Source organism: Streptomyces turgidiscabies Car8 (assembly GCF_000331005.1).
GTDB lineage: Bacteria > Actinomycetota > Actinomycetes > Streptomycetales > Streptomycetaceae > Streptomyces > Streptomyces turgidiscabies.
The window spans coordinates 32,254-57,150 of record NZ_AEJB01000328.1; the positions used below are offsets into that span (position 1 = coordinate 32,254).

The window sequence follows — 24,897 nt, forward strand, 5'->3', positions numbered from 1 at the left end:
TACGTCGATGTCACGTGATCCGATCATGAGCGGTTACGCCCGCTGCACAGCCAGAGTGTCAGTGCTGTGAGGTACGGATAGGTGTTCGGATTTTTCTCACACAGGGGGTCGCTGAGCGTGTCGTATTGGGCCGATCGGGTGACCATGAGTAAGAATTGGCTGATGCAGACAGTCAGTGCGAGCCAGGGCGGAGTGGGTCGATGAACAGCCACGATGTCACCGACGAACAGTGGGAGGGGCTCGCCCAGGTAGTACCGCTGAGAGGCCGGGACGCCTGGCCGTCCGCGGTGGGCCACCGGTCGATGCCCGAGGCGCAGACCGAGGCCAGGCGGCGTTTCGTCGTCCTGCGCGTCAATGTCTTCGCGGACGCGCGAGAGGTCGCAGAGACGCTGATGGCGGGCATACCGGTGCTCCTCGATCTGACGGGCGCCGAGACGGACACCGCCAAGCGGGTCCTCGATTTCAGCACGGGCGTCGTCTTCGGCCTGGCGAGCGGGATGCACCGGGTCGACCGGAACGTGTTCCTTCTCACCCCGCCCGGCACCGAGGTCGGCGGACTCATGGGGGGAGCGGGCATCCCGGAGCACTGAGACCGGCCGCACGGCGAGATCCGTCCCCCGTTCGTAGGAAGGTGCGGCGGACAAAACGGTTCGCCTCGCAGGCGGAGGCCTACGGTCCGGATATGACCCTCTCGCTGGACTTACCGCCCTCCCCTGCCACCGCGGAACAGAGGGCGGCGCGTCCCGACCGGCCGAGCGTCACCGAACTGAGACTGGCCGCCTACGCGGGGCACCGACAGACCAGGTTCCCGCTCGGGCGGCTCACCCTCCTCGCCGGTCCGAGCGGCGGCGGCAAGTCGACAGCGCTCAGGGCGTACGAGTCGCTGGCCCGGCTCGGCTCCGGCGTCACCGTCGGGGAGGCGTTCCGGGATCCGGCCGCCTGCGTACCGGAACGCGCCCGCCCCGACGCCCAGAGCCGGCGCGGCTTCCGCATCGGCTGTACGGCGGACGGTCCCGAGGGTCCCGTACGGCTCGACGTCGCCGTCCAGGCCGAGCCCGAACTGCGCATCGTGGGCGAGCGGTTGAGCGCCGGCGGAGTGGTCCTGCTGGAGACGGCGCTGCGCGATCCCGGCCGGCGCACCGTCCAGGCAGCCTGGTACACCGCCGGTTCGGCGACGGTCACCCGTGCCCCGATGCCGGACGACCTGCTCGGCACGGCCCTGCTGCCGCTGCGGGTGGCCGGGAAGACGGACGGACAGCGCCAGGTCATCGCCGCCGCCGAGCAGATGGTCGTCGCCCTGCGCTCCGTCTTCGCCTGTGATCCCCGGCCCGACCGGATGCGCGCGGCGGTCCCCGTGGGCAGCGGGCGGCTCCTGCCGGACTGCGGCAACCTGGCCGAGGTCCTCTGGCGCACCCGGTCCGAATGCACCATCCGCCACGGCCTGTTGGTCGCCGCCGTCCGTGAGGCCTGCACGGGCCCGGTCGGGGACGTACGGGCCGACGAGGTCGCCGACGGACGCGTCCGGGCCGTACTGGACCGGGGCGACGGGCTGCTCACCGGCTTCGGCAGGCTGGGCGACGGCGAGTTGAGGTACGCGGGTCTGGCGCTGGTCCTGCTGACCGGCCCCGGCGTACTGACCGTCGACCGGCCCGGCGAGGTACCCGACGCCCTCCAGGCGCTCACGGTCCTCGCCGACGGTTTCGACCGGGCCCTCGACGTCCGGCAGCGCGAGCAACTCCTGCGGCTGGCGGCCCGGATGTGCGAGCGCGGTCATATCCGCCTCCTCGGTACGGTGAGCGACGCGTCCTGGGCGGAGGGGGTGCCGGGGGTGACGGTGGTACACCTGGAGCCGTGACAGACCAAGAACACGCCGAAAATGCAGGCCGGTTGGATGTGGCGCGACTCCAGCGCAGGCTGGCCGACTTCGCGGCGGCACGGAACTGGCAGCCGTTCCACACCCCGAAGAACCTCGCCGCCGCGCTCAGTGTGGAGGCGTCCGAACTGGTCGAGATCTTCCAGTGGTTGACGCCCGAGCAGTCGGCGCGGGTGATGGACGACCCGGACACCGCCCACCGGGTGACCGACGAGGTCGCCGACGTGCTCGCGTATCTGCTCCAGCTGTGCGAGGTGCTCGGGATCGACGCGCTGGCCGCCCTCGACGCGAAGATCGACCGCAACGAACAGAGGTTCCCGAAAGCAGAGTAGTTACTCTCCGGAGTCGAATTGCGGTCCGTTCTCCTTTTGTTGTCCGCAGATTTCCGCCTTCCTCTGGCTTTTCGCCCCACGGCCCTTCACTCTGGGTAGTGGACAGTGTAGTTCGGGCGGACGTGCGAACAGCGCGTCGGGAACAGACGGGGGCAGCGCATGGACGCGGTGCAGCTCATTCTGACGAGCAGACATGCCCTCGCGATCAGCGAAGGCGTGTCCCGGACCCTGGCGGAGGTGTGGCAGGCGCAGGCCCTCGCGCAAGCGATAGGCAGCCGCCTCGCAGTCACCGGACCACCCGAACTGCGGGGCGAGGCACTGGGGTTGACCGAACTGGCGGGCCGAGGCTGCGGCGTACTGGACGAACCGCGCCTCGCCGTCGGCGCCTTACGCGCGGCCCAGCTCACCGAGCTGGGTGACGCCCGCCAGACCCTTCTCTGCCTCGGCAACCTCCTCGGCGAGGCCGGCATAGCCCTGGTCGGCATCGCCAGCGCGGCGGACGACGAGACGACGTACTGGCAGTGCATGGAGTCGATCGACGCGGCGGACGAGTCCCGCGACCGGGTCCTGGAAATGCTCCGCAAGCTGGCGGCCAGGGAGGCGGCGGGCGGAGCGGAACGGGTCGCGGGCTAGGCCGTGTTTTAGAAGGTGCTGGTCTGGTGGGTTGGGCGTCCGGGGAAGTTGCGGGCGGCCAGCCAGACGATGAGGTCGCCTGCGATCCGGTCGATGCTGGTATCGGTGTCGACCTTGTGTTCACGGCGGGTGGTGTCGCGTCGGACGATCTCGTAGCCGCCTTCGTCAGCGACAGCGACGGACACAAACCAGGCTGGGTCGTCCTGGTCGGGCTGGACGACGACGAACGTGTTGTCCTTGTCGTTGAGTTCGCTGATCAATTCGAACAGGGCATCCTCGGACGGGTCGTCGATGTGGTCGCCGTTTTCGCTGTCTGCGCAGTAGTACTTGGCGGCCACTGGACTCTCCCCATGGTGCGCTGTCGGTTCGGGCGCCAGCATGGCACGGCCGGATGGGCCGGCGGCAGGTCACAGCCACTGCTGGACCGCCGCGATCTGAACCGTCGCCTCGAAGCGGACGGCGAGCTTGTCGTATCGGGTGGCCACGGCCCGGTGCTGTTTGAGGCGGCTGATCCCGCACTCGACCGCGTGGCGGGCCTTGTAGTCCTGGCGGTCGAAAGCGGGCGGACGCCCTCCCGTGCCGCCTCGGCGCCTGCGGTTGCGGATCTGGTCGGCCGGCTCGGGGATCGTGCACCTGATCCCGCGTCGGCGCAGGTAGGCGCGGTTGGCTCGCGAGGAATACGCCTTGTCGCCCCGTACCCGCAATGGACGCACCCGCGGGCGTCCGCCGGCGGTGCGGGGCACCCGGATCGCTTCGAGGACCCGCTCGAACTGCGGGCTGTCACCCCGCTGGCCCGCCGTGACCAGCAGCGCCAGCGGCTTCCCCCCCCCTGCTCACAGGCCAGATGGATCTTCGTGGAGAATCCGCCGCGCGAGCGGCCCAGCCCGTGATCGTCCGGCTCGGTCCGCGTCCCGCCCGCAGGTTCCTTCTGCCCGGCCGTGTCCCGGCGGGCACCGGCAGCATGCTGATGGGCCCGGCAGACCGTGGAATCGACGTTCACCTCCCACACGATCAGACCCGCAGCATCGGCCCGGGCCTGCAGAGCAGTCAAGATCCCAGCCCACACACCCTCACGCTGCCAACGCCTGAACAGCCCGTAGACCGTCTGCCAGTGCCCGTACTCGACCGGCAGATCCCGCCACGGCACACCGGTCCGCACACGCCACCGCACCCCGTCGATCAACAGACGCCGGTTGCGAACCGGACGCCCCAGTCCCCCGACCGGCAACAACGGCTCCAGCACCGACCACTGCTCATCCGAAAGATCCCCACGCCCCACCCCGAGATCATCGCGGCCCGAAGAGGAACTGCGGGGTCACTTCCAAAACACGGCCTAGCGGTTCGCCGGGTGCGCGGCTGGTGGGCGCGGGCCGAGCCGCGCGGCTCGGCCCTGGCAGTCGCAGCCGACCTCAACCCACCTCAGGCTCCTCGGCGGACGACGGCACCCCCGCCGACTGGAAATCCGCGTCGAGCGCCGACAGATCCGCGTTCAGTGCGGCCATCAGCTCCTCCATCTGCTGCAGCAGTCCCTTCGGCTGTGCGGGCCCCGCCTGCTGCGGCACGACTTCTTCGGACAATGGACGGCCTCCTCGGCCCCTGGCCCCCGAAGGAGCCGACGCGGGTGCGCCCCGGAACGAGCGGGCCGGCAGTCGAACTCGCCGGCCGGTCGGTGCCGGCGCGGGCGCCGGTCGGGCCGGCACCGACCGAGCCAACGATCACCACTGTGGGGGGTCACTGGCACAGCCCCGCACCTCACACGCCGTTGACGCTTTTTCACCCGACCGGGGAGGCGTGGGACAGGGGACACCGGTGGGGTTGACCGGTGTTCGACCGTGCAGGATGGGGGTCATGGACCTTCGTATCTTCACCGAACCCCAGCAAGGCGCCACCTACGACACCCTGCTCACCGTGGCGAAGGCCACCGAGGACCTCGGGTTCGACGCGTTCTTCCGCTCGGACCACTACCTCCACATGGGAGACGGGGACGGCCTGCCCGGCCCCACCGACGCCTGGATCACCCTCGCCGGACTCGCCCGCGAGACCAGCCGCATCCGCCTCGGCACCCTGATGACGGCCGCCACCTTCCGTCTCCCCGGCGTCCTCGCCATCCAGGTCGCGCAGGTCGACCAGATGTCCGGCGGCCGGGTCGAACTCGGCCTGGGCGCGGGCTGGTTCGAGGAGGAGCACAAGGCGTACGGCATCCCGTTCCCGCAGGAGAAGTTCGCCCGCCTCGAAGAGCAGCTGGCGATCGTCACGGGTCTGTGGGGGACCAAGGCCGGCGAAACGTTCAGCCACCACGGCACGCACTACGACCTCACCGACTCCCCGGCCCTCCCCAAGCCCGCGCAGGACAGGATCCCCGTACTCATCGGCGGCCACGGCGCGGCCCGTACCCCACGGCTGACCGCACGGTACGCCGACGAGTTCAACATGCCCTTCGGGTCGGTCGAGGACACCGAGCGTCAGTTCGGCCGGGTGCGGGCGGCGGCCGAGGATGCGGGCCGCAAGGCCGACGACCTGACGTATTCGAACGCGCTCGTGGTCTGCGTCGGCAGGGACGACCAGGAAGTGGCCCGCCGCGCCGCCTCGATCGGCCGTGAGGTCGACGAACTGAAGGCCAACGGACTGGCGGGTTCCCCGGCCGAGGTCGTGGAGAAGATCGGCCGGTACGCGGAGGTCGGCTCCCGGCGGATGTACCTCCAGATCCTCGACCTCGACGACCTGGACCACCTGGAACTCATCTCCTCGCAGGTGCAGTCCCAGCTGTCGTAACCCCGATGCCTGGCCCGCGCGTGGCCGGTGCGTACCCCGTCGAAGCCTCCCCTGCCCGGACACGACGGGGTACGCCTGCGGCGCGGGCTACCGGTCGGCCACCACCGGCAACCCCGGCCCCGCGCACCGCACATCCGCCGGTGGCACCCGCCCCTCGACCAGATATGCGGCGGCCGTCGAGTCCACGCACGGGTTGCCCCGGCTCGCGAACACGCCGTGGGAGTAGTCGTCGTCGAGGGTGACCAGGCGGGAGCCGGGCAGCAGACGGCGCAGTTCGCGGGCGCCCTCGATCGGGGTGACGGGGTCGTGGGCGGAGGCGATGAGGAGGACGGGCGGGGCGGCGGGGCTGCCCAGGGCCGTACGGCGGGCAGGCCGGTGGTGCCAGAAGGCGCAGGCTGACGCCTCCATGCCGGTCAGCACGGGCTGTGGGTCCAGCAGGCGCGTGCGGTGGAGGTCGGCAAGGACGCGTCCGGGTGCCGGGCCGGGTCCGTCGGCGCACTTCACCGTGCGGTTCGCGGCCTCGAAGACCCGTGCGTCCGGCGAGTCGGGGGCGGTCGCGGGGCGGAGTGTGCCCGGCGTACCGTCCCGCAGATACGTCCGCAGTCCGTCGGCCAGGCCTTCCCAGCGTTCGGTGCGGCCGAGGGCACGGTAGACGGCCCGGTCGAAGGCCGTCGCCCCGAACCCGTCGACGGGCCGTGCGCGAAGCCCGTCCCGCACTCGCAGATACGCGTCACGCACCGCCGGGGCGTCGTCGCCGAGCCCGAAGCGGTCCGGGTGCCGTGCTGTCCAGGCGAAGAAGGTGTCGCGCTGGCGCAGCAGCGCCCGGCTCTGTATGACGTCGAACTCGTACCAATTCCACGGCCCGACGACACTGTCCAACACCATCTTCCCCACCCGGTGAGGGAATTGGGCCGCGTAGGCGGCGCCCAGATAACTCCCGTACGAGACACCGAGGAAGCTCGTCCGGTGCTCGCCGAGGGCGGCACGGATCGCGTCCATGTCCTGTGCCGTCTGTTTTGTGGAGAGGTGCGGCAGCGCCTCGCCGCCGACGCCCGCCGCGCAGTCGTCCGCCAGCGCGCGCAGTGAGCGGAGGTACGCCGACTCGGCCCGGGGCCCCACGGGCACCGGGTCCGCACCCGGACGGTCGCTGTCGAACAGGCCGCCCATCGCACCGCAGTCGGCGGGTGAACTCAGGCCGGTGCCACGTGGATCGAAGCCGATCACGTCGTACGCCCGTCGAACACTCTCGGGCAGCCTGGCCCGCTTCGTGACCGCGTACGGCACCCCGGAGCCGCCCGGCCCGCCTGGGTTCACCAGGAGGATGCCGCGCCGCTCGGCGGCCGTACCCGAGGCGCGGACCCGGGAGACGGCGATCCGCAGCCGGGGGCCGCCTGCCACCGGTGCGTCCCAGTTCAGGGGCACGTCGAGCCGGCCGCACTCGACGGTCTCGGGCGCCGCCGGTCTCGGTACGGAGTCGGGGCAGGTGCCGAAGTGGATGCCGGCGGAGGTGGGGGCTGGAGCAGGGGCAGGGGTGGCTTGGGCTGTCGGGGTGGGGGTGAGGGGCGCGGCGCCGATCAGGAGGGCGCACAGCAGTGCGCACGGCAGGGCCGTATGACGTGGGGGGCGGCTCACGGGTCTCGCAATCTCGTGTCGGTCGGAGTGGGAGCCCGGCTCCCGGACCGACCCGGCTTCGGTAATCGTCGGGTCATCAGATGACAATGAAAACGATTATCGATAACGTGTCCACGGTCAAGTCCGGAGCCCTCCCTGGCGGGAGTGCCTTCGCGCTGCCCCGACGGCTGTGACCGGCGGGGTGGAAAGGGGAGTTGTGGCTCATTTGCTGGTGGTCGAGAGCTGGGTCGGATCGATGAGCAGGCTGCTGCCACGGGCGATCCGGGAGAGCGGGCACGAGTTCACGTTCCTCACCCGTGACCTGCACCACTATCTGCGCAACGCTCCCGAGGGGGCCGCGCATCCGCTGCTCGGTGCCCGCAACGTGGTCACCGCCGACACCAATGACCTCGACCAACTGCTGCCGTATGTCGAGCGGTTGCACGGGGTGCTCGGCTTCGACGGGGTGATCACCTCGTGCGACTACTACCTGCCCACGGTCGCCAGGATCGCCGGGCACCTCGGGCTGCCGGGCTCCGGCCCGGAGGCCGTGGAGAACGCCTGCCGAAAGGACGCCACCCGGCGCGTGCTGGCGGACGCCGGGGTACCCGGGCCGCGCTTCGCCGTGTGCGAGGAATGGGCAGACATCGTCCGCGAGGCCGCCGACATCGGCTACCCGCTGGTCGTCAAGCCGGTCGACCTGTGCGCGGGGATGTACGTCCGCCGAGTCGACGACGAGGCTCAACTCGCCCAGGCCTGCAGGGCGTTGAGCTCCTTCCCGGTCAACGCGCGGGGCCAGCGGCGCCCGCCCGTCGTACTCCTCGAAGAGTTCCTCGACGGGCCCGAGGTGAGCGTCGAGACGGTGTCCTGTGCGGGCGCGGTCCACGTCGTCGGGGTGACCGACAAGAGCATCGGCGGAGCGCCCGCCTTCATCGAGACCGGCCATATGTTCCCGGCCGCCCTCACGGCCGCCGACACCGAGGCCGCCGAGCAGACCGCGCTGGGCGCCCTGAAGGCGCTCGGCCTGGTGGAGGGGGTCGTGGCGCACACCGAGATCAAACTGACCTCCGCAGGGCCGCGCGTCGTCGAGGTCAACCCCCGTCCGGCCGGCAACCGGATCACCGAACTCGTCCGCCACGTCACCGGCATCGACCTCGCCGCCGCCTTCGTGGACGTCTCCCTCGGTCACGCACCCGACCTGCGCCGCACGGACACCGGTCTGCGCAGCGCGGCCATCGGTTTCCTCGTCCCGGAGACGGAGGGGACATTGGAGTCAGTACCCGACGGCAACCAACTCCGCGCTCAGGAGGGCGTGTTGGAGGTGCAGCTCACGGAACCCGGAACCGTCGTCAAAGCGGCGGGCAGCAACAACGAATACCTGGGACACGTCATGGCGGCCGACCCGGCCGGACTCGGCGCCCGCGCCCGCGTCGACTCCCTGCTGGACGAGCTGCGGTCCGGACTGGTGATCCGGTGAACGCCGGGCCGCGTACGCCCGCAGTGACCTTCCCGGAACTCGCCGCCCGTGCCCTCGCCGGTGATCTCGGCCCCGATCCGCGCACGGAACGCGTCTCCGTGGCCTTCGCCACCCGGCAGGCCGTACGGCACGACGGGCGGGGCAGCGGATACCGCAACGAGGTGCTCAGCCTGCGCCTTGGCGCCGCCGTCGGGTCGTGCGCTGTCGAACCCGGGGAACTCCCGGACGACGCGATCGACACCTGCGTCGGCGCGGACGTCGCCCAGCTTCTCCGACACCCCCTGCTGCCCGTGCGCGTGGCCGCCCTGGACGCCTACCTCATGCACCTCACCCCGCACGTCCCGGAGCACGGGGCCCGGACGGTCCAGCTTCCGTCGGGGTCCTCGCTGGTGAAGTCGCGGGCCCGGGCGAAGACCGTCGTGTCACTGCTCGACCTGCCCGCCGGGGCCATGGTCCTCGTCGTCGGGGTCGTCAACTCCCTTCTTGAGGCGCTGCGTTCGCGAGGACTGAACCATGTGGCGTGCGATCTGAAGGGCGGCACGACGGAGTGGGGCGAGCCGGTGGTCACCGATGCCCTCGCCGAAGTGGAGAGCGGACGCTGTGACGCCGTACTGGCCTCCGGGATGACGCTCGGCAACGGCACGTTCGAGCCCCTGCGGCGCCATGCGCTGTTGAGCGGACAGCAGTTGGTGATGTTCGCCCAGACCGGCAGCGCGATCCTTCCCCGCTTCCTCGGGCACGGAGTGAGCGCGGTGTGCGCGGAACCGTACCCCTTCTTCTGGCTCGACGGCGGCCCCGGCGCCATCCACTGCTACGGCGGGAGCGGCCCCCGATGACCATCGCCGCCGTGCGGTCCGTCCCCGCAGCACGCCATGAACTGCTGGCGCTCCTCGGCCGCACCCCGCTCGCCCGGATCACCGCCGAACTCCCGGGCCCGCAACCGGGGTTCTGGGCCAAGCTCGAAGGACTCGGGGCGGGCGGCATGAAGGCACGCGCCGCAGTGTCCATGCTGATCGGCGCCCGCGAGCGAGGCGAACTGCGTCCCGGCGCACCGGTGGTGGAGTCGACCTCCGGCACTCTCGGAGTCGGGCTCGCCTTCGCCGGACAGGCCCTCGGGCATCCCGTCGTACTGGTCGGTGACAGCGAACTGGAGCCGTCGATGCGCCAGTTGCTGCGCTCGCACGGAGTACGGCTGGAGATCGCCGACCGCCCTGCAGCACAGGGCGGCTGGCAGGCGGCGCGACTCGCCCGCCTCCGTGAACTCCTCTCGGCGCTGCCCGACGCCTACTGGCCCGACCAGTACAACAACCCCGACAACATCGCCGGATACGCCTCTCTGGCCGCCGAACTCACCGCCCAGCTCGACCACTTGGACGTCCTGGTGTGCAGTGTCGGCACCGGCGGACACAGCGCCGGAATCACCGGACCACTGCGTCGGCGCTGGCCCGGACTACGGCTCATCGGTGTCGACGCGACCGGCTCCACCATCTTCGGCCAGCCCGCCCGCCCCCGCCTGATGCGCGGCCTCGGCAGCAGCATCCACCCACGCAACGTCGCCTACGACGCCTTCGACGAGGTCCACTGGGTCGGCCCCGCCGAAGCCGTGGACAGCTGTCGCAGGCTCGCCCGCGAGAGCTTCGTCAGCGGCGGCTGGAGCACCGGCGCCGTCGCCCGCGTCGCCGCCTGGGCGGCCCGCGTCCACCCCGGTGCCGTCGTCGCCACCGTCTTCCCCGACGGCCCGCACCGCTACCTCGGCACCGTCTACGACGACGACTTCGCCCTCGCCCACGGCCTGGACCCGGACACGGCGGCGACCCGTCCGGTCGAGATACCGCACCCCCGAGCCGCCGAAGCCACCGGCTGGGTGCGCTGCACCCGCGTCACCGACCCGCTCTCCCCGCAGGAAAGGAACCAGTGAAGGCCAGCCTGCGCACCGTCCGCCTCGAACTCGCCGAGCCGCTGCGTATCTCCCGCTCCACCATGGCCGCCCGCGACGCCGTATGGCTCAGCATCGAACACGAGGAGTCGTACGGGCATGGCGAGGCCGTCACCAGCCTGTACTACGGTCTTGACGCCGACGCGCTCAGGCGGCACCTCATCGGCGTGGAGTTGAGCCGATACGCCGCCCCGGAAGACGCCCTGGAGGCTCTGCGGGAAGGGGAGTTGGCGCGCGGTGACAGCACCCCGGCCGCCGTAATCGCCGCCGTCGAGGCCGCGCTCCTCGACCTCGTCGGGAAGCGCGCCGGGGTGCCCGTGCACCAGCTGCTGGGGGCGTCCGCCGCGCCCGTCGCCGTGACCGCACGCACCATCGGCATCACCTCGGCACGAAGGGCGGCCGACGAGGCCCGACGGCTCGCCGCACGCGGCTTCCGGATCATCAAGGTCAAGGCGGGGACGCCGGACCCGGAGGACGACGTGGAGCGCGTACGCGTCATCCGCGACGCCGCGCCCGGCCTACGGCTGCTCCTCGATCCCAACGGGGCCTGGAACATCGCCCAGGCACGGGAGCTGCTGCCCCGCTTCGCCGACCTCGGCGTCGAGGCGGTGGAACAGCCCGTCGCCCCCGGCGACCCGGAGGGCTTCGGGGCGCTGGCCGAGAAGTCGCCGTTGCCGCTCATCGCCGACGAGGACGCCGTGGACCTGGAGGACGCGCGCCGCCTCGCCGGACGCGTGCACGGCATCAACGTCAAGCTCGCCAAGTGCGGCGGGGTGCACGCGGCCCTCCGTATCGCCGGGCTGATCGAGGGCAGCGGAACGGAGCTGATGCTCGGCTGCCTCACCGCCAGCACCCTCGGCATCGCACCCGCCGTCCACCTCACCGACCGCGCCCGCTGGATCGACCTCGACGGCCATCTGCTGCTGGCCCGGGACCCGTGGTCCGGAATCGGCGGCGCCGACGGTGTCCTCCAGCCAAGCGGTCGCCCGGGCCTGGGAGTTGAGGAGCGCGGAGTCGAGCAGATCGACGCCGGGCAGCTCAACTCCAGGGGCCTCGACTCCGGGGACCTCGACTCCGGGCAACTCAGTTCCAGGGACCTCGGGGGCGAAGGGGGCGAGCATGAAGACGTGGCGTGAGATGCGGCGCTTCCCGGTCGCCATCCAACTGCTCCTCGTCAACCAGCTCGGCGTCAACACCGGCTTCTACCTCCTCATCCCCTACCTCGCGACCCACCTCAGCGAGGACCTGGGGATGTCGGCGGCCGTCGTCGGGATCGTCCTCGGGGTGCGCAACCTCAGCCAGCAGGGCCTGTTCATCATCGGGGGGTCCGCCGCCGACCGGCTCGGCGCGCGCGGCGTGATCATCACCGGGTGCGGGCTGCGGACGGTCGGGTTCGGACTGTTCGCCCTCGGCGACGGACTGCCGGTGCTGCTGGCCGCGTCCGTGCTGAGCGGACTGGCCGGGGCGCTGTTCAACCCGGCCGTGCGGGCCTACCTCGCGCAGGAGGCCGGGGGGCGGAAGGCCGAGGCGTTCGCGCTGTTCAACGTGTTCGCCACCACCGGCGCGCTGGTCGGACCGCTGCTCGGCAGCGCACTGCTCCTGGTCGACTTCCGGGCGTCCGCGCTCACCGCCGCCGCGATCTTCGCGGTCCTCACGGTCGCCCAGGCCCTGGTCCTGCCCGCCCGAGAGGTCGAACCCGCGAAGAGCGGCGTCCTCGCCGACTGGCGCGAGGTGGTGAGCAACCGCGCGTTCGTGGCGTTCGCGCTCGCCATGGTCGGCATGTTCACCCTGGAGAACCAGCTCTACCTGCTGCTCCCCGACGGCGCTCGCCGGGCGACCGGCTGGGACGGCGCGGCCGGCCTCGTCTTCCTCGTCGGCACCCTCGCCAACCTCGCCCTCCAGCTCCGGATCACCCGTTCGCTCAAGTCCCGCGGGGTGAGAGCCGGTTGGATCTCGGCGGGGCTTGCGCTGATGGGGCTGGCGTTCGTCCCGCCGATGCTGGTCGCGGGGGAGGGCGGCAAGTCCTGGTGGGCCGCCGTACCCGTACTCGTGGGGGCGCTGATCCTCTACCTCGGCGTGATGGTCGCCTCACCGTTCGTCATGGAGCTGATACCGGGCTTCGGGCGTCCCGAGCTGACGGGTACCTACTTCGGCGTCTTCTACGTCGTCTCCGGCATCGCCGCAGCCGTCGGCAACACGGTCGTGGGCTGGGCGATGGACGCCGGTGAGGGGGGCGGCGCCGAGTGGCTGCCCTGGGCGTTCTGCGCGGTGTTCGGCCTGGCGTCGGCGGGAGGCGTGGCCTGGCTGCACCGACTGGGAGCGCTACCGGTGAGCCCGGCGCCCGTGGCCGAGAGGAGCGCGGTGTGAAGGGAGCTGGAGAGGAGCGCGGTGTGAACAGCTCTGGCCCGGGCCGGGGTGTGAACGGGTCTGGAGGCGAGCGCGCAGTGAACTGCTTTGGTGCGGGCCACAGCGTGAACAGTTCCGGCGCGGATCGTGATGTGAATGGCGTCGGCGGCGAGGGTGGCGTGAACAGCGCCGCCGACGATCGTGCCGTGAACACCGCCAGCGACGATCATGCTGTGAACAGCTCCGGTGACGACCGCGCTGTGAACCCCCGCGCTGACGAACCCCCTGTGAGCAGCGGCAATCTGCTCACCGACCACCCCGAGCTGTACGAGGCCCGCTTCCCCGACCCCCACCGGCTTGCCGGGCGCTGGGCCGAGGACTGTCTGCGCCGGCACGGCGGCGGGGCGCGGGTGCTCGACCTCGGGTGCGGTACGGGGCGCGACGCCGAGTATCTGCAGCTCGTCGGGCGGACCGTCACCGGAGCCGATCTCTCCGAGGCGATGCTCACGCATGCCCGCGAGAGGCATCCGGGGCCCCAGTACGTCAGCGCCGATCTCACCACGTTCGAACTGGGCGCCGGTGTCTTCGACGCCGTCGTCTGTCTGGACAGCGCGATGTTGTACTGCCACACCAACGACCAGCTCGACGGGTTCCTCACCTCCTGCCGACGCGCCCTCGCCCCCGGTGGGCTCCTCGTCGCCGAGATGCGCAACGGGGCCTACTTCCTCGGCCGTACCGACCTGCTCGACACCCCGGCCACCGGAGGGTTCACCTGGCGGGGGACCTCCTACCGGTCCGTCACCACGCTCACCGTGGACCGGACGGCCGGGCTACTGCGGCGAGTGCGGGACTGGACGGCTGACGACGGCACTCCCCCCGTCCAACAGCGCTCCGCCTGGCGGCTGTTGTTCCCCCAGGAGCTGCGTCACGTACTCGCCGTGCACGGATTCGAGGTGCTCGAACTGCACGACGGCCCGGGCCCGCGCACCGAACCACCCTGGAAAGACGGCGAGTTGCCCGGCGCAACCGCCGACGCGGACCGGCTGCACCTTGTCGCCCGCCGTCGGCACTGACGCTCGCCACTCACAAGTCGTCACTCACGGCTCACCCCTCACCGCACACCCGAAGACCCGAAGACCCGAAGACCCGAAGACCCGAAGACCTCAAGACCTCAAGACCCCGAGACTCGAAGACCCGAAGGAATCCCATGTACGACTTCCCCGCCCTGCGCCGACGCGGTTTCCTCACCGCGGTGGGCGGCAGTGCCGCGCTCGGTGTGCTCGGCCTCGCGGGCTGCGCCGACTCCACGGACGACACGTCCGACGGCAGCGGCTCGGACAGCGGAACGCCCAGACGTGGCGGGCGGCTGCGCGCGGCCTTCGCCGGCGGAGGTGCCAGCGAGACCCTCGACCCGCATCTGGCCAGCCTGTTCGCCGACGCGGCCCGCGCCAAGGCGCTCTACGACAAGCTCGCCGACTACGGCGCCGACCTCTCCGCACAGCCGCGCCTCGCGGAGAAGTGGGAAGCCAACAAGACCCTGGACCGCTGGCAGGTCACCCTGCGCAGGGCCACCTTCCACAACGGTGAGCCGGTCACCGCGAAGGACGTGCTGTACAGCTACCGGCGGATCGCCGACCCGGACCAGGCGTTCCGGGCCAAGGCGTCCCTGGAGCCGATCGACCTCGACGCCAGCCGGGCCACGGGCACGCACGGGATCGAGTTCGTGCTGAAGCGGCCGACGGCCGAGTTCCCCAACATCCTGGCCTCGTTCGGCGCGTACATCGTGCCCGCCGGCGCGACCGGCACCGACTTCGACAGCAGGCCCGTCGGGTCCGGGCCGTTCCGGTTCGTGTCCTTCGCGCCCGGTCGGTCCGCCCTGTTCCGCCGTTACGACGACCACTGGGAGGGCGCCCCGCATCTCGACGAGATCGAGTTCGTCGTCGCCAACGAGGAGTCCGCGCGCGTCAACGCGCTGCTCGGCGGCCAGGTCGAGTACGCCCACGAGCTGAACCCGACCACCGCGCGGGCCCACGAGGGCAAGGGGCAGATCGAGATCGTGCGGCTGCGCAACAGCTCCATGCAGGGCTTCGCCATGAAGACCGACCGTGCGCCCTTCGACGACAAGCGCGTCCGCGAGGCCTTCTTCCTCATCGCCGACCGGCAGGAACTCGTCGACGGCGCACTGTCCGGCGCGGGTGTCGTCGGCAACGATCTGTTCGGGAAGGGGTACGAGTACTACGCGGCCGACCTTCCGCAGCGCGCCCAGGATCTCGACCGTGCCAAAGCCCTGCTGAAGCAGGCCGGAGCGGAGAATCTCAAGGTCGCGCTCGACACCTCGACCGTCGCCGCGGGTTTCACCGAGGCCGCCGGCATCTTCCGCGACCAGGCCGCGAAGGCGGGCGTCACGATCGACGTCAAGATGGGCAGCAAGGACTCGTACTGGAGCGACATTCTCGATTCCGGCACGATCTGCTGCTACCGCTCCGGTGCCATGCCCATCGAGGCCCACATCTCGCAGCGGCTGCTCACCGACTCCACCACCAACGCGACGAAGTGGCACCACAAGGACTTCGACGCGCTCTACCAGCAGGCCCAGTCGACGAAGGACAAGACCGAGCGGACCGCCGTCTTCGAGCGGATGCAGCGCCGACTGCACGCCGAGGGCGGCTTCCTGGTGTGGGGGTTCGCGGACTGGATTCTCGGAACAGCGAAAAACGTCAAGGGTGTTGAAGTGAAGGCACCCGCCAACTCACTCGACTGGGCGCGGTTCGACAAGGTCTGGCTGGCGTGAGTGGACTGCGCTCCTTTGTCGTCCGGCGGCTGCTCCTCGGCGGCGCGCAGACCGTGGCCGTGGTGCTGCTGGTCTTCGCGCTCACCGAGGCGCTACCGGGCGACGCGGCCGTGGCACTCGCAGGGGACCAGCCCGACCCGGCGCGTGTCGCGGCCATCCGCGAGGCCATGCACCTCGACAGGCCCGCCTACGAACGGCTGCTGGACTGGGCGGTGGGCCTCGCGCACGGGGACTTCGGCACCTCACTGACCTCCGGGCGCCCGGTCGGCACGTACATCGAGGACGGGTTCGGACCGACGCTGTTGCTCGCCACCATCACCGTAACGCTGCTGATTCCCCTGGGAGTTGGGCTAGGGGTACTGGCGGCCCGGCACGAGGGGCGGCTCGTTGACCGGATCGTCAGCACCGTCACCCTCGGCGTGTACGCCGTCCCGGAGTTCGCCCTCGGGGTGCTGCTGGTGACCGTCTTCGCGCTCCGGCTCGGCTGGCTGCCGCCGACCGCCGTCGGCTACGGCACCGACCTGCTCGGCCACCCCGCCGCACTCGTCCTGCCCGTCCTGATCCTGCTGTCCCGGCCGGTGTGCTCACTGTCCCGGCTCGTACGCGCCGGCATGGTCGACGCGCTGAACTCGCCGTACGTCGCCCAGGCGCGCCGGTACGGCATCCCGGGCGCCCGCGTCCGGTACGCCCATGCCCTGCCGAACGCCGTCGCCCCGGCGGCGCAGCAACTCGCGCGCACCGTCGACTGGTTGCTGTGCGGCGTCATCGTCGTGGAGGCGCTGTTCGTGATTCCGGGCCTGGGGACCGTCCTGATGAACGCCGTCGCCGAACGCGATGTGCCCGTGGTGCAGGGGCTGGCGGTGGTGTTCGGTGTGCTCACCGTGGTCCTCAACCTGGGCGCCGATCTCGTCGCGCACCGGTTCGCGCCCCGGGCGGGGGTGGCCGCGTGAAGGGCCGGTCGCGTTTTGTGTTCGGGGCCGCCGTCATCGGCGTACCCCTGGTGCTCGCTCTCCTCGGACCGCTGTTCGCGGGCGAACCGGGGCCGCGGGCTGTCTCGTTCACTCTCGGGGGCGGGCACTGGCTCGGTACGGACTTCGTGGGCCGGGACGTGTGGCAGCAGGTGCTGCACGGTGGCCGGCCGGTGGTGCTGACCGCCCTCGCCGCGACGGCCCTCGCCTACCTCGTGGCGCTGCCGCTCGGGCTCATCAGCGCGCTCACGCACCGGAGTTGGCTGGAGGAGCTGCTGATGCGGCCCTTGGACGTACTGATCGCCGTGCCCTCGCTGCTGCTGATCCTGCTCGTGGCCTCGGTGTTCGAGCCGGGCACGGCAGGACTAGCCCTGCTGGTCGCACTGGCCAACATCCCGGACGCGGCCAGGATCGTGCGCGCTGCGGCAGCGGAGGCCGCCGCCCGCCCGGCCGTCGAGGCGCTGCGTATGCAGGGCGAGACCTGGTGGCGCATGGCTGTCGGCTATGTCGGCCGCGCCATCCTCCGTACTCTCGCCGCCGACGCGGGCATCCGGCTCACCGGCGTGCTGTATCTGGTGGCCACGGCAGCCTTCCTCGGCGTCGGAGTCGCGCCGGACGCTGCCGACTGGGCGGTCATGGTGGACCGCAACCGCACCGGCCTGTTCGTGCAGCCCTGGGCCGTGGTCGTACCCGCGCTGCTGATCGTCGCGCTGACGACGGGCAGCAACCTGCTCTTCGACGCGGCACTGGACCGGCGTGCCGACGACGACCGACGCCCCCCAAACGACCGACGCCTCCGTGACGACCGGCGTACAGCTGAGAAGGGACGACAGGCATGAACGCCCCGGGCAACGCTCCCCTCGGCACTCCTGCCGCCGAGCTCAAGAACCTCCGTGTCGAGATCGACGGAAGGGTCCTGGTCGACGGAGTCGACCTCCGTGTCCTTCCCGGCCGGGTGACCGCCCTCGTCGGCGCGTCCGGCAGCGGCAAGACCACCACCGGCCTGGCCCTCCTCGGCGAACACCCGCCCGGCGCCCGGGTGTCGGGCGAGGTACGGGTGTCCGGTGGTGGGCCGGTCGGATACGTCCCCCAGCATCCCGCCACCGTCCTCAACCCCGCCCGCCGGGTTGGCGCCCTCCTCGACGACATCGCCCGCGAACAGGTACGGGGCCTGCCCCGGTCGGCTCGCCGGACGCAGGCACGGAGTCGCGTGCTGCGCGCGCTGGAGGACGCTCAACTGCCGGAGGGCGCGGCCCTGTTGCGGCGCTACCCGCATCAGCTCTCCGGTGGCCAACAGCAGCGGGTCGTGCTGGCACAGGCGTTGCTGCTGGGCGCCAAGGTGGTCGTCGCGGACGAACCCACCACGGGCCAGGACGCGTTGACGAAGAGGCGCATCGTCGACGAGCTGACGGCCGTCGTCGCCCAGGGCATCGCGCTGGTCCTGCTCAGCCATGACCTCGATGTCGTCCGCGCACTGGCCGACGACGTACTGGTGATGCGTGAGGGCCAGGTCGTCGAATCGGGCCCGACGGAACGCGTGTGGCTCGCGCCCCGCCATGAATGGACCCGCGAACTCGTCTCCCAGCGACCACAGTTCGCGGGCAGGGAAGTAGGGCGGGAAGGAGACGGGGAGAGAAGCAGGGAGGGCAGCGGGGGCAGTGGCGGGGCCGGCCCCGAGAGCGGCCCGACCGGCGTCTCCGTCCTTCAGGTTCGGGATCTCACCGCCCGCCACCACCGCACCCAGGTCCTTCGTGTCCCCGAACTCGTCCTCCGCACAGGCGAATGCCTTGCCGTCGTCGGCCGTTCAGGCAGCGGGAAGACCACCCTCGCCCGCTGCCTCGCGGGACTCCACCGGGATTACGACGGTCAGGTCACCCTCGACGGCAGTACCCTTCCGCGCAGCCTGCGGGACCGTGACCGAGGTCAACTGGCCACCGTGCAGTACGTGTTCCAGGACGCGCGTGCCGCGTTCGACGAGTACCGGCCCGTCGTCGACCAGGTCGCGCGAACGGCCGTACGGCTGCGCGGTGTCGAAGCCCCGGCCGCCGAGGCGGAGGCCCTCACGGTTCTCGCGGAGCTGGGCCTCACCGAGGAGCAGGCCCGCCGCCGCCCGGGCCGCCTCTCCGGGGGCGAACTCCAACGTGCCGCCCTCGCACGGGCGTTGCTGGCCCGGCCCCGCGTTCTCATCTGCGACGAGATCACCTCCGGCCTCGACACGGTCACCCGGCGCGGCATCCTGGACGTTCTTGCCGGGCTTCGGCGCGAGCGCGACGACCTGTCCGTCGTACTCGTCACACACGACCTGGACACCGCGGCTCTGGCCGACCGGATCGCTGTTCTCGATGCCGGTGAAATGGTCGAACAGGGGCCGGTGGCGCGGGTGTTCACCGCGCCCTCGCACGCGTTCACGAGGCGGCTGTTGGCCGCGGCGGAGTAGCAGCGGCCGGGGTCACCGGATGCGGTGCTGTTTCCAGAAGGGGCCCAGGTCCCTGGCCGTCACCGCCTGGGCGGCCTTCTTGAAGTCGGCGGTGGTGGAGACGCCGTACCAGTGGTCGTGGGCGTACTTCTTGACGAACCGCGCCATGGTGCCGGCCCCGAGGACGCGTTCCAGGTCGGCCAGGGCGCAGGGGCCGGCCCCGTACACGACCTGGAAGTACTCGCCACGGTGTGCGGACCAGTAGGCCATCGAGTTGGTGAGTGCGGCGGTGGGGCTCGGCCAGGGGTCGTCCGAGCACTCGAACCCGTCCCAGCGGTAATAGCGCGCGTTGGCGTACTGGGCGAAACTCTCGTCCAACCAGGGTGAGTTGTACTCGTCGTTGCCCACGATGCCGTACCACCACTGGTGGGCGATCTCGTGGACGGTGGCGCCGCCCTCCTCCGTGGTGCCGAGGATGACCAGACCGGGGTATTCCATGCCGCCGGCGAACCCGTGGGTCATCACGAGGTCGATCTCGCCGTACGGATAGCGGCCGAACTCCTTGCTGAACAGGTCGACGGCGGCGACGCCGTCCTTGCGGTTGAGGCGGACGCCCGCGGCGGGTGTGTCGGGCGACCAGTACGACTTCACGCGCACGCCGCCCGGCGAGGTCTGGGTCGCGGTGCGGAACGGGCCAGCCGCCCACGCGAAGTCCCGGACCCGCTGGGCGACGCTGTGGGTGACCGTACGCCCGGGCCTGCCGGGTCGGGTCCAAGTGCGGCCGGTCGCAGGGACCTTGAGGGCCGACGGGTGATCGAGGCGCACCCGGAAGTCGCTCGCCAGTGTGTAGAAGCTCTCGCCGGTCGACACATACGGGTCGAGATGCCACCCCTTCGCGTCGTGCACGGCCAGGACCGGCAGCGCGTTGCCCAGGAAGCGGAACGCGCCCTCGCGGCCGAAGCGGGCGTTCCGTCCGGGCACCGTGATGGACACGTCGAAGGTGAGGGCCGTCCGCGCGCCGTGTGCGAGCGGCTTCGCCAGGGTGATGCGCAGCGCCGTGCAGTTCACGGTGAGCCGGTCCGGAACGCCACCGCGCACCTTGGACACCCGGACGGGGGACGGTCTGCCGGGCGCGCCGCACCCGTCGTCGCCATTGCCCCACAGCCGCACGTACACCTCACGCAAGGGGCGATCGGAGGCGTTGCGGAACGACACCCGTTGCCGGCCCGTCCAGCGGGAGCCGTCGGTGTCGCCGCGCAGGTTCACGTCGTAGCGGAGGCGGTCGGGTGTCGCCCCGGACCCGGACGTGACGGACCCGGCGGTGACGGCCCTGGTCGTGACGGCCTCGGCCACGGTCGAGGCAGCTGTCACCAGCAGTGCGAGCGGAACCGCCAGCAGACGGAGACGGATTCTTGACGACCAAGCGGGCAGCGACGACATGGCAGCGGATCTTGTCACAACGTTCCGGTACCTGACCCCTGCCTGCGAGAAGCGATGAGGTCGGCTCCGCTTCGGCGAAGCCGTGGACGAGGGAAGCCGAGGGAAGCCGAGGAAAATGCCTGAGTACGCCGGGTGTGTTCGCTGTACGTTGACGCACAGCAAGTATTCCCAGTTCAAACCCTTCTCTGAGGCCTGGCCACCGTGTTCCTGACGATCAGCACCACCGGCACCCCCGAACGTCCCGCGACCGACCTCGGCTACCTGCTGCACAAGCATCCCGACAACGCGCAGACGTTCTCCACCTCCTACGGCACCGCGCACGTCCTCTACCCCGAGGCGTCCGACGAGCGCTGCACGGCCGCGCTGCTGCTGGAGGTCGACGCCGTCGCGCTGGTCCGGCGCGGCAAGGGCAAGGGGCGCGGTGGCGCACCCGACGCGGCACTCGCGCAGTACGTCAACGACCGTCCGTACGCGGCCTCTTCACTGCTCGCGGTCGCGCTCAGCGCGGTGTTCAGCAGCGCCATGAAGGGCCAGTGCCGAGCCAAGCCCGAACTCCCGGGCGAGGCACGTCCGTTGAGCATCGAGGTGCCCGCGCTCCCGGCTCGGGGCGGCGCGGACCTCGTACGGAACCTCTTCGAGCCGCTCGGCTGGACGGTGACGGCCGAACCGGTCGCGCTGGACACGGAGTTCCCGGAGTGGGGCGACTCCCGGTACGTGCGGCTGCACCTGGAGTCGGACACGCTGACCCTCGCCGGGGCGCTGCGTCACCTGTACGTCCTGCTGCCGGTCCTCGACGACGCCAAGCACTACTGGGTCGCACCCGACGAGGTCGACAAACTGCTGCGGGCCGGCGAGGGCTGGCTGCCCGCGCACCCCGAGCAGAAGCTGATCACCAGCCGTTACCTGTCACGGCGTTGGTCGCTGACCCGGCAGGCGATGGAGCGACTGGAACTGGTCCGGCTGGCCGAGGCCGACGACAGCGAGGTCGAGGAGATCGACAACGCGGTCGAAGCCGAGACGGAGGCGGAGCCGGAGGAGAAGCCGACGTCGCTCGGCACACAGCGCCGGGACGCGATCATCGCGGCACTGAAGGCGTCCGGGGCCACCCGGGTGCTCGACCTGGGTTGCGGGCAGGGCCAGTTGGTGCAGGCGCTGCTCAAGGACCCGGCGTTCACCGACATCGTCGGAGTGGACGTGTCGATGCGTGCGCTCACCATCGCGTCGCGGCGGCTGAAGCTGGACCGGATGGGGGAGCGGCAGGCGTCGCGCGTCCAGCTGCTCCAGGGCTCGCTCGCCTACACCGACAAGCGGCTCAAGGGGTACGACGCCGCCGTACTGTGCGAGGTCGTCGAGCACCTCGACCTGCCGCGGCTGCCGGCCCTGGAGTACGCCGTGTTCGGCGCCGCCCGCCCGCGCACCGTCCTGGTGACGACGCCGAACGTCGAGTACAACGTCCGCTGGGAGTCCCTCCCGGCCGGCCACAGCCGCCACAGTGACCACCGCTTCGAGTGGACGCGGGAGGAGTTCCGCTCCTGGGCGGAGAAGGTGGCCGAACGGCACGGGTACGAGGCGGAGTTCGTGCCGGTCGGGCCGGACGACCCGGAGGTCGGACCGCCGACCCAGATGGCCGTGTTCACGATGAGGACCGACACCGGTGACGATGCGGCGGCCATGACCGCGAGCGAGAAGAAGGAGGCGAAGGCAGCATGAGCAGCATGGAGAACGTCGTAAGTGACGTCGTGAGTGTCGAGAACAAGGGGCGTGTGCTGCCCGTCACCGACCTCTCCCTCGTGGTCCTGATCGGGGCGTCCGGCTCGGGCAAGTCCACCTTTGCCCGACGGCACTTCAAGCCGACCGAGATCATCTCCTCGGACTTCTGCCGAGGTCTGGTCGCCGACGACGAGAACGACCAGAGCGCCAGCGGGGACGCCTTCGACGTCCTGCACTACATCGCGGGCAAGCGACTCGCGGCGGGCCGCCGTACGGTCGTCGACGCGACCAACGTGCAGGAGAGCAGCCGGAAGCAGCTGATCGAGCTGGCACGGCAGTACGACGTCCTGCCCATCGCCGTCGTCCTCGACGTGCCCGACGACGTGTGCGCCGAACGCAACGCCTCCCGCACCGACCGGGCCGACATGCCGCGCCGGGTCATCCACCGCCACATCCGCGAACTCCGCCGCTCCCTGCGCCACTTGGAGCGCGAGGGATTCCGGAAGGTGCACGTCCTGCGCGGTGTGGAGGAGATCGAGAACGCCGAGGTCCGCACCGAGAAGCGCTTCAACGACCTGACCCACCTCACCGGCCCGTTCGACATCATCGGCGACATCCACGGGTGCGCGTCCGAACTGGAGACCCTGCTCGGCGCGTTGGGCTACGAGGACGGGGTGCACCCGGGCGGCCGTACCGCCGTCTTCGTCGGTGACCTCGTCGACCGCGGCCCGGACAGCCCGGGCGTGCTGCGCCGCGTGATGGCCATGGTCGGCTCGGGCAACGCGCTGTGCGTGCCCGGCAACCACGAGAACAAGTACGGCCGTCACCTCAAGGGCCGCAAGGTCCAGCACACCCACGGACTCGCCGAGACCATCGAGCAGATGACGAACGAGAGCGACGAGTTCCGCACCCAGGTACGGGAGTTCATCGACGGCCTCGTCAGCCACTACGTCCTGGACGGCGGACGCCTGGTGGTCTGCCACGCGGGCCTGCCCGAGAAGTACCACGGCCGTACCTCGGGCCGGGTGCGCTCGCACGCCCTGTACGGCGAGACGACCGGCGAGACCGACGAGTTCGGCCTGCCGGTGCGTTACCCGTGGGCGGAGGACTACCGGGGCCGGGCGGCGGTCGTCTACGGCCACACTCCTGTCCCGGAGGCGAGTTGGCTGAACAACACCATCTGCCTCGACACGGGTGCCGTCTTCGGCGGCAAGCTGACCGCGCTGCGCTGGCCGGAGCGGGAACTGGTCGACGTACCGGCGGAGCAGGTCTGGTACGAGCCGGTCAGGCCGCTGCGGTCGGAGGCACCGGGCGGGCACGACGGCCGGCCGCTGGACCTGGCGGACGTCCACGGCCGCCGGACCGTGGAGACGCGCCACGCGGGCCGGATCACCGTCCGGGAGGAGAACGCGGCGGCGGCCCTGGAGGTCATGAGCCGCTTCGCGGTGGACCCGCGTCTGCTGCCGTACCTGCCCCCGACGATGGCTCCGACGGCGACGTCCCGGGAGGATGGCTACCTGGAGCACCCGGCGGAGGCGTTCGAGCAGTACCGGGCGGACGGGGTCGAGCGTGTCGTGTGCGAGGAGAAGCACATGGGTTCGCGGGCGGTGGCGCTGGTGTGCCGCGACGCGGAGGTGGCTCGTAAGCGGTTCGGTGTCGACAGTGGTGACGACGGGCCGGCGGGGGCGCTGTACACCCGTACCGGGCGGCCGTTCGTCGACGACCCGAAGGTGACCGAGGAGATCCTCGGCCGGGTACGGGTGGCGGCGGACGGGGCTGGCCTGTGGGACGAGCTCGGCACCGACTGGCTGCTGCTGGACGCCGAGTTGATGCCGTGGTCGCTCAAGGCGTCCGGTCTGCTGCGGTCGCAGTACGCCGCGGTCGGCGCCGCCTCCGGGGCGGTGTTCCCGGGGGCGCTGGCCGCGCTGGAGGGTGCGGCGGGGCGGGGTGTCGATGTACGTGACCTGCTCGCGCGCCAGCGTGAACGGGCCTCGGACGCCGAGGCGTTCACAGCGGCCTACCGGCGTTACTGCTGGCCGACGGAGGGGCTGGACGGTGTCCGTCTGGCGCCCTTCCAGGTCCTGGCGACCGAGGGGCGCAGCCTGGCGGGTCTGCCGCACGATGAGCAACTCGCCCTGCTGGACCGGCTGGTGGAGCACGACGGTACGGGCCTGCTGCAGACGACGCGTCGGCTGTACGTCGACACGGCCGACCCGGAGTCGGTGCGGGCGGGCGTCGACTGGTGGCTGGAGATGACCGGGCGGGGCGGTGAGGGCATGGTCGTCAAGCCGCTGGGCGGAGTGGTGCGCGACGGGAAGGGGCGACTGGTGCAGCCCGGCATCAAGTGCCGGGGGCGTGAGTACCTGCGGATCATCTACGGGCCGGAGTACACGCGGCCGGAGAACCTCGCGCGGCTGCGGGGGCGGTTCCTGAACCACAAGCGGTCGCTTGCGATCAGGGAGTACGCGTTGGGGCTGGAGGCGTTGGACCGGCTGGCGGAGGGGGAGCCGTTGTGGCGGGTGCATGAGGCTGTGTTCGGGGTGCTGGCGCTGGAGTCGGAGCCGGTGGATCCGCGGCTGTAGGGAGGGGGTG

The 24,897-nt window shown here is 71.1% G+C and carries 22 protein-coding genes; 17 read left to right on the plus strand and 5 right to left on the minus strand.

Features of this window, described 5'->3' with window-relative positions; translation table 11 throughout:
* The first annotated feature begins 200 nt into the window (after window positions 1-200).
* From STRTUCAR8_RS22090 to STRTUCAR8_RS22105, 4 genes are all read left to right on the plus strand, one after another.
* The gene (locus STRTUCAR8_RS22090; protein ID WP_006378108.1) at window positions 201-590 is read left to right on the plus strand and encodes a cell division protein SepF; all 390 of its coding nucleotides are present in this window, start codon (window positions 201-203) and stop codon (window positions 588-590) included.
* Between the two features lie 92 nt (window positions 591-682).
* The gene (locus STRTUCAR8_RS22095; RefSeq protein ID WP_006378110.1) at window positions 683-1,855 is read left to right on the plus strand and encodes a hypothetical protein; all 1,173 of its coding nucleotides are present in this window, start codon (window positions 683-685) and stop codon (window positions 1,853-1,855) included.
* On the plus strand, window positions 1,852-2,205 hold the full coding sequence (locus STRTUCAR8_RS22100) for a nucleotide pyrophosphohydrolase (protein ID WP_078507268.1): 354 nt from the start codon (window positions 1,852-1,854) through the stop codon (window positions 2,203-2,205). Before STRTUCAR8_RS22095 ends, STRTUCAR8_RS22100 begins: the two co-directional genes overlap by 4 nt.
* 159 nt (window positions 2,206-2,364) lie before the next feature.
* A complete protein-coding gene (locus STRTUCAR8_RS22105; protein ID WP_006378147.1) occupies window positions 2,365-2,838 on the plus strand; it encodes a DUF6099 family protein in 474 nt (157 codons plus the stop codon).
* 8 nt (window positions 2,839-2,846) lie between these two features.
* On the opposite strand, the gene STRTUCAR8_RS22110 is transcribed toward STRTUCAR8_RS22105, so the two are convergent.
* The 3 genes from STRTUCAR8_RS22110 to STRTUCAR8_RS53450 all read right to left on the minus strand — a co-directional run bounded on the left by STRTUCAR8_RS22110 (window position 2,847) and on the right by STRTUCAR8_RS53450 (window position 4,415).
* The gene (locus STRTUCAR8_RS22110) at window positions 2,847-3,218 is read right to left on the minus strand and encodes a hypothetical protein (protein WP_078507127.1); all 372 of its coding nucleotides are present in this window, start codon (window positions 3,216-3,218) and stop codon (window positions 2,847-2,849) included.
* Between the two features lie 27 nt (window positions 3,219-3,245).
* A protein-coding gene (locus tag STRTUCAR8_RS48975) for an IS5 family transposase (protein ID WP_100247623.1) occupies window positions 3,246-4,117 on the minus strand; the annotation gives its coding sequence in 2 pieces (ribosomal slippage) (window positions 3,246-3,668 and window positions 3,671-4,117; 870 coding nt in all).
* Between the two features lie 130 nt (window positions 4,118-4,247).
* Window positions 4,248-4,415 carry a hypothetical protein gene (locus tag STRTUCAR8_RS53450; RefSeq protein ID WP_006378142.1) on the minus strand — a complete coding sequence of 56 codons (168 nt, stop codon included), beginning with the start codon at window positions 4,413-4,415 and terminating at the stop codon, window positions 4,248-4,250.
* A 271-nt stretch (window positions 4,416-4,686) separates the two neighbouring features.
* Between STRTUCAR8_RS53450 and STRTUCAR8_RS22120 the strand changes: the two genes are divergently transcribed.
* Complete coding sequence (locus STRTUCAR8_RS22120; protein WP_006378102.1) at window positions 4,687-5,610, plus strand: LLM class F420-dependent oxidoreductase; 924 nt, start codon at window positions 4,687-4,689, stop codon at window positions 5,608-5,610.
* An 87-nt stretch (window positions 5,611-5,697) separates the two neighbouring features.
* On the opposite strand, the gene STRTUCAR8_RS22125 is transcribed toward STRTUCAR8_RS22120, so the two are convergent.
* On the minus strand, window positions 5,698-7,242 hold the full coding sequence (locus tag STRTUCAR8_RS22125; RefSeq protein ID WP_006378113.1) for an alpha/beta hydrolase: 1,545 nt from the start codon (window positions 7,240-7,242) through the stop codon (window positions 5,698-5,700).
* A 196-nt stretch (window positions 7,243-7,438) separates the two neighbouring features.
* Between STRTUCAR8_RS22125 and STRTUCAR8_RS22130 the strand changes: the two genes are divergently transcribed.
* The 10 genes from STRTUCAR8_RS22130 (at window position 7,439) to STRTUCAR8_RS22175 (ending at window position 19,176) form a co-directional block, all read left to right on the plus strand.
* A complete protein-coding gene (locus tag STRTUCAR8_RS22130) occupies window positions 7,439-8,698 on the plus strand; it encodes an ATP-grasp domain-containing protein (RefSeq protein ID WP_179200622.1) in 1,260 nt (419 codons plus the stop codon).
* Window positions 8,695-9,534, plus strand: coding sequence for a Rossmann-like domain-containing protein (locus STRTUCAR8_RS22135; protein WP_044472646.1), 840 nt, complete (start codon window positions 8,695-8,697; stop codon window positions 9,532-9,534). Before STRTUCAR8_RS22130 ends, STRTUCAR8_RS22135 begins: the two co-directional genes overlap by 4 nt.
* On the plus strand, window positions 9,531-10,616 hold the full coding sequence (locus STRTUCAR8_RS22140; RefSeq protein ID WP_006378118.1) for a PLP-dependent cysteine synthase family protein: 1,086 nt from the start codon (window positions 9,531-9,533) through the stop codon (window positions 10,614-10,616). The genes STRTUCAR8_RS22135 and STRTUCAR8_RS22140 overlap by 4 nt, the downstream gene beginning before the upstream one ends.
* Window positions 10,613-11,770 (plus strand): mandelate racemase/muconate lactonizing enzyme family protein, encoded by a 1,158-nt coding sequence (locus STRTUCAR8_RS22145; RefSeq protein WP_006378150.1) that lies wholly within the window; start codon window positions 10,613-10,615, stop codon window positions 11,768-11,770. The genes STRTUCAR8_RS22140 and STRTUCAR8_RS22145 overlap by 4 nt, the downstream gene beginning before the upstream one ends.
* Window positions 11,754-13,001 carry an MFS transporter gene (locus STRTUCAR8_RS22150; RefSeq protein WP_044472647.1) on the plus strand — a complete coding sequence of 416 codons (1,248 nt, stop codon included), beginning with the start codon at window positions 11,754-11,756 and terminating at the stop codon, window positions 12,999-13,001. The genes STRTUCAR8_RS22145 and STRTUCAR8_RS22150 overlap by 17 nt, the downstream gene beginning before the upstream one ends.
* Window positions 13,002-13,267: 266 nt before the next feature.
* Window positions 13,268-14,053, plus strand: a complete 786-nt coding sequence (locus STRTUCAR8_RS22155; protein ID WP_044472660.1) for a class I SAM-dependent DNA methyltransferase — start codon at window positions 13,268-13,270, stop codon at window positions 14,051-14,053.
* Between the two features lie 134 nt (window positions 14,054-14,187).
* Window positions 14,188-15,771: an ABC transporter substrate-binding protein gene (locus STRTUCAR8_RS22160; protein WP_006378140.1), complete on the plus strand. Its 1,584-nt coding sequence runs from the start codon at window positions 14,188-14,190 to the stop codon at window positions 15,769-15,771.
* Complete coding sequence (locus STRTUCAR8_RS22165; protein ID WP_006378117.1) at window positions 15,768-16,721, plus strand: ABC transporter permease; 954 nt, start codon at window positions 15,768-15,770, stop codon at window positions 16,719-16,721. The genes STRTUCAR8_RS22160 and STRTUCAR8_RS22165 overlap by 4 nt, the downstream gene beginning before the upstream one ends.
* Window positions 16,718-17,578, plus strand: a complete 861-nt coding sequence (locus STRTUCAR8_RS22170; protein ID WP_006378144.1) for an ABC transporter permease — start codon at window positions 16,718-16,720, stop codon at window positions 17,576-17,578. Before STRTUCAR8_RS22165 ends, STRTUCAR8_RS22170 begins: the two co-directional genes overlap by 4 nt.
* Complete coding sequence (locus STRTUCAR8_RS22175; RefSeq protein ID WP_006378114.1) at window positions 17,575-19,176, plus strand: ABC transporter ATP-binding protein; 1,602 nt, start codon at window positions 17,575-17,577, stop codon at window positions 19,174-19,176. The genes STRTUCAR8_RS22170 and STRTUCAR8_RS22175 overlap by 4 nt, the downstream gene beginning before the upstream one ends.
* A gap of 12 nt (window positions 19,177-19,188) precedes the next feature.
* On the opposite strand, the gene STRTUCAR8_RS22180 is transcribed toward STRTUCAR8_RS22175, so the two are convergent.
* Complete coding sequence (locus STRTUCAR8_RS22180) at window positions 19,189-20,595, minus strand: M1 family metallopeptidase (RefSeq protein WP_078507269.1); 1,407 nt, start codon at window positions 20,593-20,595, stop codon at window positions 19,189-19,191.
* A 201-nt stretch (window positions 20,596-20,796) separates the two neighbouring features.
* Between STRTUCAR8_RS22180 and STRTUCAR8_RS22185 the strand changes: the two genes are divergently transcribed.
* Entirely contained in the window at window positions 20,797-22,305 is a 1,509-nt protein-coding gene (locus STRTUCAR8_RS22185) for a 3' terminal RNA ribose 2'-O-methyltransferase Hen1 (protein WP_006378135.1), read from the plus strand.
* Window positions 22,302-24,887 carry a polynucleotide kinase-phosphatase gene (locus STRTUCAR8_RS22190; RefSeq protein WP_006378153.1) on the plus strand — a complete coding sequence of 862 codons (2,586 nt, stop codon included), beginning with the start codon at window positions 22,302-22,304 and terminating at the stop codon, window positions 24,885-24,887. Before STRTUCAR8_RS22185 ends, STRTUCAR8_RS22190 begins: the two co-directional genes overlap by 4 nt.
* The last annotated feature ends 10 nt before the right edge of the window (window positions 24,888-24,897 follow it).

Coding starts and splice junctions, on each gene's coding strand:
- STRTUCAR8_RS22175 (WP_006378114.1), top strand. CDS start 17,575: ATGAACGCCCCGGGCAACGCTCCCCTCGGCACTCCTGCCGCCGAGCTC.
- STRTUCAR8_RS22110 (WP_078507127.1), bottom strand. CDS start 3,218: ATGCTGGCGCCCGAACCGACAGCGCACCATGGGGAGAGTCCAGTGGCC.
- STRTUCAR8_RS22180 (WP_078507269.1), bottom strand. CDS start 20,595: ATGTCGTCGCTGCCCGCTTGGTCGTCAAGAATCCGTCTCCGTCTGCTG.
- STRTUCAR8_RS22105 (WP_006378147.1), top strand. CDS start 2,365: ATGGACGCGGTGCAGCTCATTCTGACGAGCAGACATGCCCTCGCGATC.
- STRTUCAR8_RS22090 (WP_006378108.1), top strand. CDS start 201: ATGAACAGCCACGATGTCACCGACGAACAGTGGGAGGGGCTCGCCCAG.
- STRTUCAR8_RS22150 (WP_044472647.1), top strand. CDS start 11,754: ATGAAGACGTGGCGTGAGATGCGGCGCTTCCCGGTCGCCATCCAACTG.
- STRTUCAR8_RS22160 (WP_006378140.1), top strand. CDS start 14,188: ATGTACGACTTCCCCGCCCTGCGCCGACGCGGTTTCCTCACCGCGGTG.
- STRTUCAR8_RS22120 (WP_006378102.1), top strand. CDS start 4,687: ATGGACCTTCGTATCTTCACCGAACCCCAGCAAGGCGCCACCTACGAC.
- STRTUCAR8_RS22190 (WP_006378153.1), top strand. CDS start 22,302: ATGAGCAGCATGGAGAACGTCGTAAGTGACGTCGTGAGTGTCGAGAAC.
- STRTUCAR8_RS22140 (WP_006378118.1), top strand. CDS start 9,531: ATGACCATCGCCGCCGTGCGGTCCGTCCCCGCAGCACGCCATGAACTG.
- STRTUCAR8_RS22095 (WP_006378110.1), top strand. CDS start 683: ATGACCCTCTCGCTGGACTTACCGCCCTCCCCTGCCACCGCGGAACAG.